This is a genomic window from Marinomonas mediterranea MMB-1 (genome assembly GCF_000192865.1).
GTDB lineage: Bacteria > Pseudomonadota > Gammaproteobacteria > Pseudomonadales > Marinomonadaceae > Marinomonas > Marinomonas mediterranea.
This window is the reverse complement of the sequence record NC_015276.1, coordinates 101,008-118,193: the sequence shown is the minus strand read 5'-3', so window position 1 is coordinate 118,193 and position 17,186 is coordinate 101,008. Positions and strand designations below refer to the sequence as shown.

Sequence of the window (17,186 nt, the reverse complement as noted above, 5' to 3'; positions counted from 1 at the left end):
AGCCGTTTTTCAAATATGGAAAATAGTTTCTCAGATCAGACAATACCTTACAGATTTAGGCGTACAGTTAAAAAACGTTGTAAACGCCGAACTGAAATTACTTGGATGCCTATACCCGACTCGATAGGCCGTTTCGGCAACTTGGTAGCCAGATTCCAGCAGCTCCCACGCTTTTTGCATTCGGATTTCAAACAAGTGTTGTGCTGGACTGGTGTTATAAAGCTGTCGAAAACAGGATTTCAGTTTGTACTCACTGATCCCCAAAACATTGCATAAATACGCATTACTGATCGGCTTATCCATATGCGCCCGCATGTACGCTTCAACACGCGTAATGCACTCCAAATCTCTATCAGAGATGCGTTCATGACGTTTTTTGAGCGGCACATAATGACTCAACTGCTCAGACAACAAATTTAAGGCATGGAGACGCTGATTCAGCCCACAGCATTGATCTCCTAGCTGAGTCGTTCTGAAAAACTGCAAATGCGGGCTTATACGACTCTGTTCGTAAGCTAATGCTCTAAAGCTTTCACTTTTCTGCAACGGCCTTCCCATTATAGCTTGGCACCGCTCTTCTCCGACGAAGTTTTGTAACGTGCTTTCCGATACCACCAGCCTGAGTTGTTCAACCTTAGCGCCCGCGGAATACCGTCTTTCTCCACGTCCACTTCGAAAGATCGACATGGTGGTATAGCGTTCGCTAAACAAAAGGCCTTTGCCATTGATATCGGTAAAGTCAGAGGCGCCCGATAACCCAAACGTCACAATAAGATGGCGCTCGCTCCCGTCGTGGTCGGAATACTCTGTAAGTACATCGTTCGATTTAGAATACGATTTGACGACAGAAAAGCCCTCTTCGCATTCCAAACGCTCAATTCGAATGGGTTCGCAACTCCGACCAACCGCCCAGCTTGCGGTCACTAAACGTTGAACATCAGTTTGATCGTTAGGTTCGGCGTTCATTTTATTCTCCCTAATAAGCACTGAACGATTGCTCAGGCGGTGTCCACCTAAAAGGCTACCTCGAAAAAGACGACTTCTCACGACAGCATTTATGCAACACTCACATGCGAGACACTATGATCTAAGCCAGACAAACAAACGCTTTTGCAGCAATGCCATAATAGTAGACATGATGGGTACAATAACGATTGTCATAAGCAAGAGTCGAATAGGCAAGTTAAACTGCGCAACACCCGCCATTGCCGACAAATACGGAAACGCAATATCAAAGAGTGGAAAAAAGAGATTGAGTAATGGGTAGATTGCCAGCCATACAACAACCATCATTTTCCACTTTTTTGGGGGGATAAGCGCTAGGTTTTTATCCATCATAATTCTCTCCTGTTTGGATCTTTTGGTTGATTAAAAATCAGTACTAACCATTAATGATCTATCCCCAGAATAAACTACGGATGCCTCTTCCGCACTCTCCTGGGTAAGCCTTTACAAAAAACGGGGGTTATTGCGATGCATTTGACATCAGATGATGGGGGCTAGAACGCAGCATCAAGAAGGTAACCATCGTCACCGCCACGGCGCCGACTAACAACCCACCATATAGCCCCTGGTACCCGAGTTTGTCAAGTAACACACCAGCTAGAGCGGGAACCAGCATTCTGGACAACGCAAACAAACTTGACTGAAGGCTATAATCAAATGCTTCGTGCTGCTGGCGGCATTGGGTCATCATAATCCCCATTATCACGCCGGAGGACAATCCAAGAGCAATCGCTAACACCACGACCGCCGTAATAAGTTGCCACCTTTCAGGTACAGCCATGGTCAACGATAACATGATATAAAGCGCAATAATGTTGAAAACACTGGCAGACAATAACAAGCCACGACCCGGCAAGCGTTTTAATACTACGGCATAAGAAAAACTCGCTATCGCTGCAACAATACCGCCCAATGTTGCCAACCAAGCAATATCATCAAGACTGACACCAAAATCCAGTAGTGTGGGTTTCAAAAATAACCATGCGCAACCAATAAAAGGAAAATAAAAGACTAAAATAAGATGCCACCAACGCTTATCAGGTTGATGAAAATAGCCTTTTAATAAGGATAAGCCTCCCTTTTTTTTCATTGAATAGACACTCGTAGAACCGACGTTCTTCTCTTGCTTCTCTAATAAAAACAATAGAATTAACGAAAGTATTAACGCAAACATAAAGACGTAGATAGGCGCCTGCCAACCATAGTCACTGTATACGAAAATCATAATTCCACCTCCGACAATAGAGGCCAACGCCGCCACAGAAGATCGCAGAACACCATTTCTTAACTGTTCCTTTTCATCCAACAAACGAATGGCCAGAGCGTTAACAGGAATGTCCAGCCATGTCGCAAACACTGACGTTAGAATCGTGGCAAAAAATACCTGAGAAAATGAAACATGCTCAATATCTGCGCGACTCAATAAGAAAAGTCCAATAGCAACGCCGACACTCAATAGCAGACTCCATTTAAAGTAGTTCGCCTGCTTGAACGCAAAACGCTCAATGGGTGCGCCCATAAAAAACTTTAACAGAACGGGCAGCCCCGCGAGCTGAAACATGCCTATTTCAGCTCCGCTCCAACCATGCTGCCGCATCGCCAGTGGCATGCCCAAAAATAGATAGATAGTCATTGCAGTGAGAATAAAATTACTCCAACTCACCGCAAAGTGTTTGTACAGAATATGACGCTTCACGATCATCTCCCAATGGGGTGGTATTAAGAACCCTTATTAAAGAGTCCAGGTCAACTTGAGGCCAACTTCCCTCGGTGGGCTAAATACCGTCACGTAGCCATTTTGATAACCTACCGCGTTATAACTTTTATCCTCTAGATTGTTCACATAGCCAGACAAAAAGGCGTCTTCGAAAACAGGGTATCCTGCCGACAGGTTAATAACGCTGTAGCCTTTTTGCTCGTATGTATTCGCTGGGTTCAAATAGACTTTGCTGTTAAATACAGAAGAAGCGGAGACAAACCACTCGTTTTCACTGTCGTATCTCAATGTCACATGCCCATTCCATTCCGGTGCAAATGGATTCGTATTGTCTTTGTAATCTTGAGTTCCATCGACAAATTCATCAAAGCGGGTTTTATTCCAAGCCACACCGGTTTTAAGAATCAAGTTCTCAGTTAACAAATAATCAAATGATGCTTCGACGCCTTGTGATGTCGCTTGAGCAGCGTTCGTGAGATAAATAGTGCCAACAGACGGCATTTGCATCACCTGCATGTCATCGATATTCATGTGATAGGCCGCCACGCTGTATCGCAAGGACTTGTGCCTCGTCTCACCTTTCATTCCCACTTCAAAACTTTGTACTGTCTCTGGGTCGTACTCTTTATAATTCGCACTGGCTGCCGTGGTATTGAACCCGCCTGTACGCACACCTTCACTATAACTGAAATAGGCCTGATGATTTTTTGTATACTGCTTTTTAACTGACAGTTGCGGGGTCACATTTGTCCAGTCTTGCTTACGTTCGTAACTGCCTTCTGGGGTAATCTTAACTTCATCACGTGACGCTCGGGCACCAACACCAAATACCCAATTATCGGCATATTCGATGTCCAGATTTCCATACAAAGCATAGTGGCTTCCTGTCTGATCCGTTTTTAAGTCAGACAGGCCATAATAACTTTTAGAAATCGCCCTTAATGAGTGGTCCTGCGTTTCCAGATAGGCGCCGGTTAACCAATGCAAACCAGTACGCTCACCGTGGGCTCTGAATTCTTGAGACAAGGTCTTAAAATGATTATCTCTGGCAATATAACTCACTTCGCTTGCCATAAAATCAGTGTCTTGTTGCACCTTATCATCATAATCATTCAATGCCGTAATACTGGCTAAATGAATCCCTGATAGGGTGTCATGATCCAGATTAACTGAGAACAATTGACCAGAAGACTTGTTCCAACTCGCCGTTCCTGAGGACACGCTTGTATCAACTGCCGTACCGGATCCCCACAATGAGGCGCCATCATCGTAATCCAAGGTTCGATAGCGTACTTTTAAGTCCGTTCGATCTGACGCTTTCCAACGAATCCCCGCATTTAGATTACTACGTTCTCTATCATCGGCTTTTCCCCCGGAAGTTTCATTGTCAATAAAACCGTCCTGTTTCATGTACTCACCCGACAAACTAAAAAACAATTTATCCGGGCTAGCAGTCTGACTCGTGGCGAATTGCACCACTTGTTTATCTCGGCTACCAAGTCCAAGAGAAAGCAGAGTTTCATCTTGTCCATTCAGATCATTACTCTGAATAGAAATAACACCAGTCTCAGCATTGTGCCCATAAATCGCAGTTTGAGGACCTCGCGTCACCTCCACTCGATCCGTTCCGACCAAAGTGCTCTCAAAACCTTGTGCCATCAAGACGGGTACGCCATCCACCTGTAATAACGTAGAGCTGGAAAGAGCATTCAGATTCGACGTGACGCCTCGCATCACAGGAGAATTAACGCCCGATTGCCCAAAAGGTTGAAAGCTAAGTCCTGGGGCAACCCCTTCCAACGATTCCAGGCTGTCCACTCCAGTTCGGAGTAAGTCTTCAGAATAGTCTGTCGTGACATGCTGAGTCGTCTCAACTTGCTGTTGTTCCGTTTTATTCGATGTGACCAAAAGAGGAGGCAGAGACTCAGCGTTCTTAATTTCTTCAGCCATTACATTGACCGATATAACTAACGAAAACCCGAAACAACATTTACCCGGAACGCTATTGATTGAACGCTTCATTCATATCCTCCGACTCAAATAAAAAAGATACAAATAGGCTACCACTTAATGATATTGATTCTCAGTAGCATCAAATATGAGTTTGGTTCAAAAACGTATGTAATCCAGAGAAACAACCCAGAAAGGCGATTTCTACTCTTATTTTGATGCTTTAAGAGCCATAATAGCCATCTAAATAAAGGCATTTCGGAGCACTATGAATCATTTTAATTGGGACGATGCTCGTCTGTTTTTAGCATTGGCACGGCAAGGCACACTGACGGCAGCAGCAAGCGAGTTGGAATTAGGCATTGCCACCTTATCAAGGCGCATAGAGCGTTTGGAGTCCGCATTGAATACGCCGTTGTTCATACGCTCTCAAACAGGCTACAAACTCACAGAAGAAGGCGAGGAACTGTTGGAAAGCGCCGAGCACATGGAAGATGCGATCTTGTCCTTTCGCTCTCAGGCAAGCAAACAAAGTGAACTCAGTGGCACGGTTAAGCTTACCACAGCGGAAAGCCTAGCAAGTGTATTAATTCTCCCAAATCTTCCCCAATTCAGGGCGCAGTTTCCTTCCCTTGATATTGACTTGATTACGGATATTCGAACTTCAAATCTGCATAGAAGAGACGCGGATCTCGCGCTAAGAATGGTTCGCCCAACACAGGGGAATGTATCGTTTCGACGTATCGGTACTCTTGGCTACGGCCTCTACACTGGCGAAAATACGCCCGAAGGTAGCCACCTTGATCAAGAACAAACCTATATTGGCTGGAACGAACATTACCAAAATTTGCCAGCGGCTCAATGGTTAGCTCGACTCTTAAACGGTAAGCCTCCAGCGATCACCACTACTTCGGTTGGTACTCAAGTCGCCGCCTGTCAGGCAGGGCTTGGATTAGCGGTGTTACCTCACATAGTCGCCCAACACGTGGGGCTACGCTGTCTACAAACACTGTCGGATGTGGAGCAAGCCATCTACCTCGTCATCCACTCAGACTTAGCTCAATCAAAGCGAGTCAGAGCGGTGGCGGATTTTCTATCGGACTTAGTTGAGAAGCACGAAATGGCGTTAAGGACCTCAACCTAAAAGTAAGAGCAACAAAAGAAATCAGTACAACAAGAGAAAGTCGTACAACCGAGGGAGAAATTGGGCGAACCAAGCAGAAAGATCAAGCAGAGAAATCGCCCAACAAAATGTGCTTACAGGTATGAACAGCAGTAGTCAGTTACGGCGCGGATTTTAAGCTTAAACGACGCGTTAGCAGGTACGTTGAATTCTTCACCACCTTTAATCGTTTGCCACTCTGTTTCACCAGGAAGCAAAACGTCTAGATCACCCGCAGTGATTTCCATTAGCTCAGCCGCTTCAGTTCCAAACTCATATTCGCCCGGCATCATGATGCCTAGCGTTTTCTTTGTGTCATCGGCAAACATTACAACACGACTTGTTACTTTACCGTCAAAATAGACATTCGCTGCTTTTAGTACAGAAACATTATCAAACTGAGACATCTTATACTCCTAATCAGTTAGTTGGTCTTGAAGGAAGTGTATGATGAATTTGCACAACGCTCTACACAAATATAAAAAAACCTCCTTACACAAAACTCAGTATGAACCTAAAGTTCATACTGAGTCATTCAGATCTGGAAGTAACTTACCCTCGTTCTAAAACGCTTATTCTTTTGTTACGAGCCTTTTATTTAAAGTAACTTAAAATAATAGAAGGCAGAAAAATACCTGAGCCAATCGCCATTAAGCTCATTCCGATGATCGAGTAGACACCCGCTTCTACACTATATTGAAACGCGCGGACTAGCCCTAACCCATAACAGGTTGCACCTAAAGACAGGCCCATCGCTCTTTGGTCTTCAATATTAAACAGTCGAAAAATAGAAGGCGCAATGAGTGAGCCGATGATGCCGGTGCTGAAGACGAAAAATACGGCCAACGCTGAGTCTTCACCTATTTTTTCTGCGATGCATATGGCAACCGGAACCGTCACCGATTTTGACATGATGGCAAGCTGAAGGCTTTCCGATATCTGTAGGTAATAAGCAAACAAGTAAGACGCGACAGAGGCAACAAAACCAGCACAAATCACGGACACAATAATGGCGAACAGGGACGCCTTTATATGCGCAAGTTGCTTATAAAGTGGGACAGCAAGAGCGACGGTGGCGGTTCCCAACAGGGTGCTTATTAAGTCCATGCCTTCGGCAAATTGATCGTATGAAATGTCAAAGGCAATAAGGGCAACCAAAAGTAGTAGAACGGCAACAATGACAGGGTTAAAAGTATCGCGGTTGAGCTTCTTTTTCAGCACTAGCGCGACCGAGTAGCAGCCAAAAGTAAGCGCTAGAGAATATAAAGGTGGTGGCAACATGCTGACACTATTCATGATGGTCTCCTTCTCTGAAGCTTATCAGACTAAAGGTCACCGAGCACACAACAAGAGTCAGGATTGTACCGCCAACTGACGCGATTAAAATTCGCCACCACTGTTCTTAAATAAGTCCAATGTATAGCGTTATTCCCGCGCCTGCGGGGATAAAAAAGAACCCAAGGTTGTCCACTAACACACCGGATGCTTTCGCTACACTGTCGTCTACCTTCCCCCGAAAGCAAAGCCCCGTGAACAGAATCACCATACCAATAATGGCATCCGGAATAGGAGAATCAAGCATTTGAACAATAAGACTTTCTGCCATCTGACATAAAATGATGATGAAGAAAGCATGTATCATGGACGCTCCTATTTCTATGCTATTGGCTTGATAGCCTTATCGCCACTGCGCGACTCGGGCGATTTGAAGATGTCGGTCGCGTTCGACTTGGTCGATTGTCCAGTTGGCGAAGTGAACCTTGTCACCCGGTTTTTTCTGAGAAAGCAGCCCACCGCCGTACGGTGTGACACAACCCATTTTTGGATAGCCCCCAATGGTTTGCCGATCTCGCAATAACACAATCGGCTGGCCGTCATTCGGAATTTGAATCGCGCCGTAGGCAATGCCCTCTGAGATAATGCCTTTTTTGTTACCCCCTATTGGCTGACCTTGCAATCTGTATCCCATTCGGTCACTTTCAGTTGAAACAGCGTAATGATTGCCAAAGAACCGAGCCTGATCTAAGTGTGAAAACGTTGGCGCTTGGTAGCTCAAGACCATTGGTATTTCTTCACTGTTGTAGTTCGGAATCGCAAGACGAGGCACCATGCGTTGCCGATGTTGGCTGCACGCTATATACGCAAGCATATCGCCCTTTTGAAGCTTGTCTCCTTTTCCGCTGAGTCCGCCAATCTTTTCTCGAACCACCGTGGAGACGCTGCCCAATATCGGTTTTATCTGAAAACCCCATTTTACTGCGAGGTAAGCACGCAAGCCATTTTTTGGCTGCTGGAAAGCAAGCACGTCGCCAGCTTTAATCGCGTAGGTCTGCCACGGAATCACTGAGTCGCCGTTCAATGTCGCACCTAAGTCTGCGCCACATAAGGCAATACTGGTATCAGCTTGCGCCTCTAGTGTGAGCATGCCAAAGGTGATTTCAAGTTGGCTGTCATTTTCGTCGTTGTCTAATAGTGCATTTGCCCAACGAAATGCCATTTCGTCCATCGGGCCACCCGTGGTAACGCCAAGGTGCTGGTAACTATGACGACCTAAATCCTGAACAAGTGTTAATAGACCCGGTTTTATCACCTTAAAAGCCATCGAGGGAGCCTCCTTGGGCTAGAAATTCGTCTCGTGAAATGGGTTCAAACTTAACCGTATCGCCGACTTCAATGATCGCGAGGTTTTCACTTCCCCAGTCCACCAGCTGAATCGGTGTTCGACCTATTATTTGCCAGCCGCCTGGAGAGGTACTCGGATAAACAGCGGTCTGCCGTTCGGCAATGGCAACACTACCCGCGATGACTTTTAAACGAGGCGTTTCTTTTCGAGGGATATGCAAGGTGTCAGGCGTGTTACCGAGAAAAGCGTATCCAGGGGCAAACCCTACGGCGTAAGCGCGGTAACGTGTTGAAGAATGCAGACGAATGACATCGTCGACCTGAATACCACAGTGCTTCGCCACATCATCAATATCTGGGCCAACTTCCGCACCATAGTAAACAGGTATGACCACTTCACAGGTGTCGCGCTGGCCGAAATCCGAAGAGCTGATCGACGCGATCACCTCTTTAATTTGCTTCTCTATTGCGAAACGATCGTAATGGTCCATATCAAATACAACCAGCAATGTCGTATAAGACGGGACTAAATCGACGATGCCATCAATCGTTTTTAATGCTTGGTTCACGCGACTAATGTAGTCAGCGGTAAACTCGTCGATCACATCGCTGAAGGTCAGCAAACAGGCGTGGTCACTGACCAGCGCAAAGCTCGGTTTCTTTAGTTCTTGCTCGTTCATCGTCTTTTTTACTTATCAATTTAACGGCCACTTTCGCAGTCGTTAGGGCTTCACCCACTAAGGCTTCACTTATTGGACTTACATTGGGTTGAGCTAACATTGAGCTGAACTCAAAGTGGATTAGCCAAGCCCATCTACCAGGGTACGGATTCGCTTTACCGCCTCGACGGCATGTAACCCGTCGCCATGTACGCAAATAGTATCTGCGTGGACACTTAGATGTTGTCCAGACGCCGTAGTTAAGCCACCTTTTAAACTCAGCTCTTCGACTTGTTGTTCAATTCGCTCAAAGCTTTGATGTACTGCGTTTGCTTGTTTACGAGGCGTCAAACGCCCTTCATCGGTATACAATCGGTCCGAGAACGCTTCAAACCACAGCGTCACCCCATACTTACTTGCCAACGCCGTTACTTGATCTTTTTCGGGTACAGCCATCACCATAAGTATCAAACTAGGATCAATTTCAGACACGGCCTGTATGACAGTTTCTAACACAGTGAAATCTGTCATCATTGTGTTGTACAACGCACCGTGAGGTTTGACGTAGCTCACTTTGGTTTTCTGTGCCTGACAAATGCCTTGAAGTGCTCCCACTTGATATTGAATCAGGGCCTTTAATTCACTTGGCGCGATGTCCATATTGCGACGCCCAAAGCCGACTAAATCTGGATACGCGGGGTGCGCGCCAATAGTGACATTATATTGCTTCGCCAGAGCGACTGTTTTGCTCATCGTTAATGGATCGGACGCATGGAAGCCACAGGCGATGTTAGCCTGATCGACGTACGGCATAATTTGCTCGTCCATCCCCATTGCCCAAGCGCCAAACGCTTCGCCCATATCACAGTTTAATTTCATGTTTTTTCTCCTTTGAGGCTGCCACTTGAGCTGGTTGCTCAAGAACGGTGTCGGCAGCCTCGTTTTTGCTAGGCCGTTTGGCTCTATACGATGCGAGCGTTACCCGCTCTGAGACATGTTTGACGGTAAGTAAGTCACTATTTCAGGGAACATAGTCACCAATGCAATGGCTACTGCGATCAATAAGAAGAAAGGCAGTGCAGCACGAGCAACATACAAGATGTTCTTACCCGTCAAAGATTGAATAACGAACAGGTTAAAGCCGACTGGTGGCGTAATTTGCGACATTTCCACCACTAATACAATGAAAATACCGAACCAAAGCAGATCGATACCTGCGGCGTCTACCATTGGCAGCACCACCGCGACCGTCAGCACGACGACTGAGATACCATCTAGGAAGCAACCCAACACAACAAATAAGATCGTCAGATAGAAAATCAAAGCCATTGGAGACAAGTTCAAACTCGCTATCCAGCTCGCTAACTCTTTAGGGATGCCTAAAAAGCCCATAGACAAGGTTAAAAAGTGTGCGCCAATCAGGATAAAAGTGATCATACACGAGCTTTTTACCGCACCCATTAAACTGTCCATAAAGCTATGGAAGGACAACGACCCAGTAACCCCTGCGATGACTAACGCACCGGTGACACCAATCGCCGCTGCTTCGGTCGGGGTGGTAATCCCGCCATAAATAGACCCTAATACAAAGCCAATTAAGCCAACGACAGGAAGCAATTGTTTGAGTGCTTTAAACCGCGTTGACCAGCTAACTTGTGAATCCGTGTGTTTAGGTAATTCGTCTTTATGCAACATGCCCCAAATCATGGTGTAACCCATAAACAAGGCAACCAATAGAAGACCTGGTAAGGCACCAGCAATAAACAAACGCGCGATCGATACTTCTGCCGCGACACCATATACGATAAGAATAATGGAAGGCGGAATCAAAAGACCGAGCGTACCTGACCCAGCCAATGTCCCGACGGCCATACGCTCGCTGTAACCTTGCTTTTTCAGCTCGGGCAACGTCATACGACCAATCGTCGCCGCCGTCGCAGCGGAAGAACCTGAAACCGCCGCAAAAATACCGCAACTCAAAATATTCACATGCAGGAGTTTACCTGGGACACCACCCAACCAAGGCGATAGCCCTTTGAATAAATCTTCCGACAAGCGCGTTCTAAACAGCACTTCCCCCATCCAAATAAATAAGGGTAAGGCCGTGAGTGACCATGATGTGCTGGCGCCCCAAGACGACGTTGAAAACAACAGGCCGACTTGATAGTTCTCAGACAACACCAGACCTAGACCCCCAATAATAATCAGCGTAAAAGAGACCCACACACCAAATGCCAGCATAGTGAGCATGCCGACCGCTAGAATCAAAGAAACAATCGTTAAATCCAAGGTTTATTCCTCCATCGCCAATTCGTCTTCGTGACCGACGTAATTCGGCGCTTCGCCTTTTAACGCTTTGATCAAAGAATCTAACACCGCTAAATTCAACGCCAATGCACCAAAAGCAACGGGGATTTGTGGTATCCACAGTGGAACGGGGACATAACCGTACGACACTTCTTCGTATACATAGGACTCATACACCATATAAGAGCAGGCATAAGTAAGGTAGGTCGTCAGTGCAAAGCCCATTGCTAGGACGATTGCCTCCTGCCACTTACGACCCTTTTCAGAGAAACGCTGTATCAATAACGTAACGCGAATATGTCCGCCTTCGTTGAAGGTGTATGCCAAGCCAAAAAACGTAGCAGCGGCCAATGCAAAGCCGGCAAAATCTTCCGCAGACGGTACGATAAAACCAAACAATCGACCTATTATTTGCGCAAGCAACAGCAAGGTAATAGCGACGATACACAACCCTGATAGCCAGCCCGTTAGCTGGTAGCAGGTGTTTTTAAATTCATTCATATAATTCACTTGATTAGTCGTCTTGGATGGAAGAGGGATGCCAGCATTATTAATGTGCTTCTTTTTGCCAGCACCCTCTCTCCCTGACTGCTTTTTACGCTCCCCTACGTAAAAAACATAGGCTTCAACACCCACTGTCGCGGTCTTTGATTCCTCACGACAATGGGCATTCGATAACGCTCGCCTTAAGGGTTGTAACGATCAAGAATCGCGCCAACTTCTTTTGGATCTTCCGCTTTCCATTCCGTGATCATCGTGTCGCCGATCGCTTGAAGCTCTTTCACTAGTGTCTCTGAAGGCGCTTGAACGTTCATGCCATTTTCGATCAACTTAGCACGGTCATTAGCCGCACGCTCAGCTACTTTCGCCCAACCCATTTCTTCTGCGTGTTTCGCGGCATCCAATACGGCTTGTTGTGTTTCTTTGTCTAATCGACGGAATGCACGCTTGTTCACGACCACAATATTTTTCGGAATCCACGCACTGACTTCAGTGTAATTTGTCACGTAGTCCCACGCTTGGCTGTCAACACCGGTCGAAGGCGATGTGATCATGGCTTGGATGATTCCAGTACTAAATGCTTGTGGAATATCAGGCACTTGGATCGTCGTTGGTGTTGTGCCCATTAGGTCTGCTAAACGAGAAGTAGATGGGCTGTACGCTCGCATCTTCGCGCCTTCTAAATCACTCAACTGAGTGACTGGCCTTTTGGTGTAAAGGCTTTGCGCTGGCCATGCAACCGCATACAACAACTTCATGCCGCTTTTGTTTAGCTGTTTATCCACAGAAGGCTTTGCGGCTTCCCACAGTTTTTTTGCGTCCTCGAACGTCGTTGCAAGGAATGGGATGTTATCGTGCTTATAGACAGGGTGCTCATTACCCAAGATGCCTAGGAAAATCTCACCCGCTTGAACTTGACCCGTTTTTACCGCACGAGGAATCTCAGTATGCTTAACCAACGAACCACCTGAGTGCACAGTAATGTCGAGATCACCGTTGGTTTTTTCTTTGATCTCCTCTGCAAATCCATATGCAATCTGAGTCGGCAAGTTCCCGTCACCGTATGGCGTTGGCATGTGCCATTTGTCCGCAATGGCAGCCGTAGAAGCCAAACCGCTGATAAGAAGAGCTGAGGTTAACTTTTTCATTGTTCCTACCTTTTGTATGTGATGTTTAATTGAGTTTTATTATTGGTTTTTAGCAGCCATTGATGTGTCTATTACTTGCTCTCACCGTTTTTGCGTATTGAGGCAATGCAGCATTCACACCAACAGCGGGAAACGGATTAAAACACCGCCAAATCGGCGTCTAGCAAATCAGTCACCAGCATCTTGCCTGGTGCGTGTGTAATACAGATCGGCAGTTTCGCATTCTTAATCGCCAGTTGAGGCGTCACCCCACAGGCCCAAAAAACGGGGACTTCACCCTCTTTCACAGAGACTGGGTCCCCAAAGTCTGGGATTGCCAGGTCGTTGATACCGATCGAACTTGGATCGCCAAAATGCAGAGGCGCGCCATGTGCTTTAGGGAAACGGGTTGTCACTTGAATCGCTCGAATAGCGTCTTTCGGTGTATACGGGCGCATGGTTACCACGGTGTTGCCGTAAAAACGTCCAGCAGGCTTGGTTGGAATAGAGCTTTCGAACATAGAAACGTTGACGTCTTCTTCGATATTTCGAGGCGTCAGCCCGACTTGAGACAAGGCATTTTCGAAAGAGAACGAACATCCAAGAACGAAGGCCACCATATCGTCTTGCCATAACGAAGAAATGTCATAGCACCTTTCGGCCTCTTCACCATTTCGGTACACGTAATACTCCGGGATATCGGTGCGCATATCGATGTCTTCACCCAACATCGGCATCCGATAGTCGCCCACTGCGGAGACGCCGATCAACGGACATGGAACCGGATTGAGGTGACAAAACATCAAAAACTCATCGGCGTATTCTTTTGGCAAGATCACCACGTTGCCTTGCATCGCGCCCGTTGCTAAACCGCTGGTTGGGCCAGTATGCTCTTGATTGCGAATCGCCTGACGCAACGCAGACGTTTGTTGCATCAAAGTTAAAGGGCCATTTGTCATATCAAATTCCTAAGTTTTGCCACAATTTGGATTTTTTAAGAATAGAATTGGAAGCATAAAAAAGTCTAATCGTGTTTTTTTTAGGTTTTTGATCAATTTTTTTTATCAAGCGCGGGCGTCGGCATACTCCTTCGCCACTTCGGCGGCCATTTTTGCGGTCATTTCTGAGAATGGGTTGATTGGGTCATCAGAATAAGACGCAGTAAAATGCAGATCACTCGGGCTCCAGATCGATTTGATTTTCTTAAGTTTTCCTAGTTCGATATCTACATCGATCATAATGTCTGGCAAGGTTGCAATGCCCACGGCATCAATCGCTAAGCTGCGACATGCAGCGAGGGAAGTCGAGGCAAAAAATCGAGCAGGTGGGCCGTCTAAACATCGAAATCTATGGTTAATTTCCGTGTAGGGCTTGGTATTTCTGGCGTAAGTAATAATCGGCCAATTTGCTAACTCTTCCAGATAATGCAATCGATCCGGCAAATCAAGTTTAGGGCTCGCGACCCAGGATAAGGGATAGTGACAAAGCTCCACATTAACCACACTGGGCTCCGAAAGCGGCCCGAGTAGTAAGCCCAAATCCAGTGAACGCTCTTTCACGCCCACCGCCAAGTTCGTCGTCACATCGACCGTCATCTCCACTTCAAGATTGGGCATATCTTCATGAATGCGCGTGAGTAACGCAGGCAGCCAAGTGTTGGCAATGGTTTCGGAGACACCGAGTCGAAGCGTGCCTGAGTAGGCGGTCGCAACATCGGTGCGTTTTCGTAACTCCTCTGCCTGATAGAGAATTTTTTCGACATAGGGAAGCAGTTCTTTGCCTTTCGCTGTCAACGCAATGGGGCTCGATCCCCCTTCCCGTTCAAACAGTTTCACCCCCAATTCGGACTCTAAACCGGAGATGCGCGCCGAGATGGCGGGCTGAGTTGTATGCATTTGTTCGGCCGCTTTGCGAAAGCTGCCTAAGGTTGCCACCCAGATAAAGGTTTCGAGGCGTTTGTAGTTCACGTGAGACTCACTCGTTTGATCGTATTATTGTAAAAGTAGGCTCGAATCATCTTAAAATTGACTATAAATTACGCGCGCCTTTTTTATTTCAAACACAGTTATCAGGTGAAAATCAACTTAAAAGCGCAAAACGAAGAGATTCAACTCACATACCAAAAAAGCCCATTGAGCAATCAATGGGCTTCAAACGAAAATAACATCCAATAAAAACAAGGAATTAAAAAATAAAGAAAGGCCTTTCACAGCGTCGTGAGCAAAGGTCTCAAGATCGCTTAATAATCATATTTTCCCGCCGAGTATAAAGCTTGTGCTTTTTCCCAAACATCCCCGACTTGACCATCTCCAACGGGCTCGCCATCTAACTCAACGACAGGAACAATTTCTTTGCTCGAACTGGTCAACCATACCTCATCGGCATTACGTGCTTCGTCCATCGTCACCACACGCTCTTCAACTTTGATGGTTCCCTCTTTGCGTAAAATATCCAACAACACTAAGCGCGTAATGCCAGGCAGTACTTGATGGTCAAGCAGAGGTGTTATGGCGACGCCATCTTTGACAATGTAAACGTTTGAGGTGCTGCCTTCGGTGATTTCATTATTGGCATTAAACAAGATAATTTCGCTGTTACCCGCCTTATAGCCCTGTTGGAAATGCATCACATTCCCTAATAATGCCGTAGATTTAATATTGCAACGCTGCCAGCGCATGTCCTGCGTCGATGACACCACATATTGCTTAACCGTTGCTTTGTTTGCTTTTGGCTCAGGTGCAATTTCAAAGGAGAACGCATAGACCGTTGGTGTCACGTGCTCTGGGTAGGCGTGAAAACGCCTTGTATCAGGCCCACGTGAGACATGCAGATAAATACCAAGGTTAGCGCCGTCATTTTTCGACATGAGCGTCTCAGAAATATCGCGCCATGTTTCAATGCTGTAACCGAGTTCAATATCGATGGCATTTAGACCTTGCTCCATTCGCTCAATATGCGGGGCAAATCCGACCAACTTACCATCATACGAAGGGATGACTTCATAAATGCCGTCACCAAAAAGAAAACCTCGGTCCATTGGCGAAATTTTCGCTTCCGACATGGGCATGTATTCGCCATTAAGATATACAATACTCATCAATTTCTCCCATAATCAAGGTGATGTAGTGCGCATCGCAGTCGTATAGAACAACACTCATTTCCTTCTTATCTTTTCTTCTATCTTTTACCTGTTCACTCTACTTGTCCTTAAAACCCGTTAAGTTGCGTAGACCATGCAACATTTTGTCGCCATATTCGACACTAAGGCCATCTTCTGTAAGGGTGTTTTCCCGTGTAACGCCATCAACACTACCACGCTCTGACAAATAAGAAAGCACGTCCCTATTATCAAAATCTGCCAGCAGATCTTTACCTGATAACCAGCCCATCATCGCAACAAGCGCGTGGCCGCCCCAATTCGAAACATCCGCGACGATTAACTCGTTGCAACGCGTTACCGCAGGTTTAATATCAAGGCCACGCAGTGCGGGTCTGACATTCCCCATCCCGATTTCATTGCCACCATCTCCGATGGCAATGGTCGGGCAGCCAGCTTCATAAATGATTTCATCAAAGCTCGCGGAATTAACCACAATAGATTCACCGCGCATGTTGTAATAGCTAGCGTCCTCCGCTTGGCCTGGACGCTCTATCGAAATAACAAGCTGAGGTTGGTACTTTTCAAGTATGCGAGCCGCTTGTGCCATTCTGTCCGATATAAAAACGTCACCGATTGGCAATTTTTCAACGGTAAACTCCTCGGCTATCGCTGACGCTAAGGGGTCACCACACACCATAATCGGACGAGCGCCGACGGCTTCAAATGCCCGATATAGAGAAATCGCACCGACCGGCCCGTCTGTTTCAAAGGTGTCCGCAACAGGAAACCCCGTACCAATCAAGACATGCCCATCACATTCATGCATCATCATTGCAGCGCGAAGACAATAACCCTTTCGCAAGGAAGCTTGAACCGTTTTCATACCACGCAGATTACGAGAGACGAGCAAATCTTCGATCTGTGCACTTAGCTTGATCGCCTCCAGTACGCTTTCTGATGTGGTTTTCTGGGTCGTCACACTTTCATTGCCTCGTCAGAACGCGACCTTTTTTAAATCGCCTTTTACTTAAATTGC

The 17,186-nt window shown here is 46.4% G+C and carries 18 protein-coding genes; 1 reads left to right on the top strand and 17 read right to left on the bottom strand.

The features are described from left to right. Positions 1 to 30 precede the first annotated feature (30 nt). The 4 genes from MARME_RS00515 to MARME_RS00500 form a co-directional block, all read right to left on the bottom strand. Positions 31 to 966: a helix-turn-helix domain-containing protein gene (locus MARME_RS00515; protein ID WP_013659316.1), complete on the bottom strand. Its 936-nt coding sequence runs from the start codon at positions 964 to 966 to the stop codon at positions 31 to 33. Between the two features lie 114 nt (positions 967 to 1,080). After that, entirely contained in the window at positions 1,081 to 1,338 is a 258-nt protein-coding gene (locus MARME_RS00510; RefSeq protein WP_013659315.1) for a hypothetical protein, read from the bottom strand. A 127-nt stretch (positions 1,339 to 1,465) separates the two neighbouring features. Beyond that, the gene (locus MARME_RS00505; RefSeq protein ID WP_013659314.1) at positions 1,466 to 2,701 is read right to left on the bottom strand and encodes an MFS transporter; all 1,236 of its coding nucleotides are present in this window, start codon (positions 2,699 to 2,701) and stop codon (positions 1,466 to 1,468) included. A gap of 36 nt (positions 2,702 to 2,737) precedes the next feature. Continuing rightward, positions 2,738 to 4,744, bottom strand: coding sequence for a TonB-dependent receptor (locus tag MARME_RS00500; protein WP_013659313.1), 2,007 nt, complete (start codon positions 4,742 to 4,744; stop codon positions 2,738 to 2,740). Positions 4,745 to 4,940: 196 nt separating this feature from the next. Here MARME_RS00500 and MARME_RS00495 point away from each other — a divergent pair, with 196 nt between their 5' ends. After that, positions 4,941 to 5,816 carry a LysR family transcriptional regulator gene (locus MARME_RS00495; RefSeq protein ID WP_013659312.1) on the top strand — a complete coding sequence of 292 codons (876 nt, stop codon included), beginning with the start codon at positions 4,941 to 4,943 and terminating at the stop codon, positions 5,814 to 5,816. A 113-nt stretch (positions 5,817 to 5,929) separates the two neighbouring features. Here the strand turns inward: MARME_RS00495 and ppnP are convergent, their stop codons facing one another. The 13 genes from ppnP to MARME_RS00430 all read right to left on the bottom strand — a co-directional run bounded on the left by ppnP (position 5,930) and on the right by MARME_RS00430 (position 17,129). Continuing rightward, positions 5,930 to 6,241, bottom strand: coding sequence for a pyrimidine/purine nucleoside phosphorylase (gene ppnP, locus MARME_RS00490; RefSeq protein ID WP_013659311.1), 312 nt, complete (start codon positions 6,239 to 6,241; stop codon positions 5,930 to 5,932). Between the two features lie 187 nt (positions 6,242 to 6,428). After that, positions 6,429 to 7,130: an LrgB family protein gene (locus MARME_RS00485; RefSeq protein ID WP_013659310.1), complete on the bottom strand. Its 702-nt coding sequence runs from the start codon at positions 7,128 to 7,130 to the stop codon at positions 6,429 to 6,431. A 106-nt stretch (positions 7,131 to 7,236) separates the two neighbouring features. Further along, positions 7,237 to 7,476, bottom strand: a complete 240-nt coding sequence (locus MARME_RS00480; RefSeq protein WP_013659309.1) for a CidA/LrgA family protein — start codon at positions 7,474 to 7,476, stop codon at positions 7,237 to 7,239. 36 nt (positions 7,477 to 7,512) lie between these two features. After that, positions 7,513 to 8,436, bottom strand: a complete 924-nt coding sequence (locus MARME_RS00475; RefSeq protein ID WP_013659308.1) for a 5-oxoprolinase subunit C family protein — start codon at positions 8,434 to 8,436, stop codon at positions 7,513 to 7,515. Then, positions 8,426 to 9,136: a 5-oxoprolinase subunit PxpB gene (gene pxpB, locus MARME_RS00470; RefSeq protein WP_013659307.1), complete on the bottom strand. Its 711-nt coding sequence runs from the start codon at positions 9,134 to 9,136 to the stop codon at positions 8,426 to 8,428. The genes MARME_RS00475 and pxpB overlap by 11 nt, the downstream gene beginning before the upstream one ends. 120 nt (positions 9,137 to 9,256) lie before the next feature. Next, a complete protein-coding gene (locus MARME_RS00465) occupies positions 9,257 to 9,994 on the bottom strand; it encodes a 5-oxoprolinase subunit PxpA (protein WP_013659305.1) in 738 nt (245 codons plus the stop codon). 99 nt (positions 9,995 to 10,093) lie between these two features. After that, on the bottom strand, positions 10,094 to 11,404 hold the full coding sequence (locus tag MARME_RS00460; protein WP_013659304.1) for a TRAP transporter large permease: 1,311 nt from the start codon (positions 11,402 to 11,404) through the stop codon (positions 10,094 to 10,096). Positions 11,405 to 11,407: 3 nt separating this feature from the next. Then, entirely contained in the window at positions 11,408 to 12,058 is a 651-nt protein-coding gene (locus MARME_RS00455) for a TRAP transporter small permease (RefSeq protein ID WP_013659303.1), read from the bottom strand. 50 nt (positions 12,059 to 12,108) lie between these two features. Next, a complete protein-coding gene (locus MARME_RS00450; protein WP_013659302.1) occupies positions 12,109 to 13,071 on the bottom strand; it encodes a TRAP transporter substrate-binding protein in 963 nt (320 codons plus the stop codon). Positions 13,072 to 13,208: 137 nt separating this feature from the next. Next, entirely contained in the window at positions 13,209 to 14,009 is an 801-nt protein-coding gene (locus MARME_RS00445) for a putative hydro-lyase (protein WP_013659301.1), read from the bottom strand. A 105-nt stretch (positions 14,010 to 14,114) separates the two neighbouring features. Next, a complete protein-coding gene (locus MARME_RS00440; protein ID WP_013659300.1) occupies positions 14,115 to 15,017 on the bottom strand; it encodes a LysR family transcriptional regulator in 903 nt (300 codons plus the stop codon). A gap of 272 nt (positions 15,018 to 15,289) precedes the next feature. Next, a complete protein-coding gene (locus tag MARME_RS00435) occupies positions 15,290 to 16,147 on the bottom strand; it encodes an aminotransferase class IV (RefSeq protein WP_013659299.1) in 858 nt (285 codons plus the stop codon). Between the two features lie 100 nt (positions 16,148 to 16,247). After that, positions 16,248 to 17,129: a DUF4392 domain-containing protein gene (locus MARME_RS00430; RefSeq protein WP_013659298.1), complete on the bottom strand. Its 882-nt coding sequence runs from the start codon at positions 17,127 to 17,129 to the stop codon at positions 16,248 to 16,250. Positions 17,130 to 17,186: the final 57 nt, after the last annotated feature.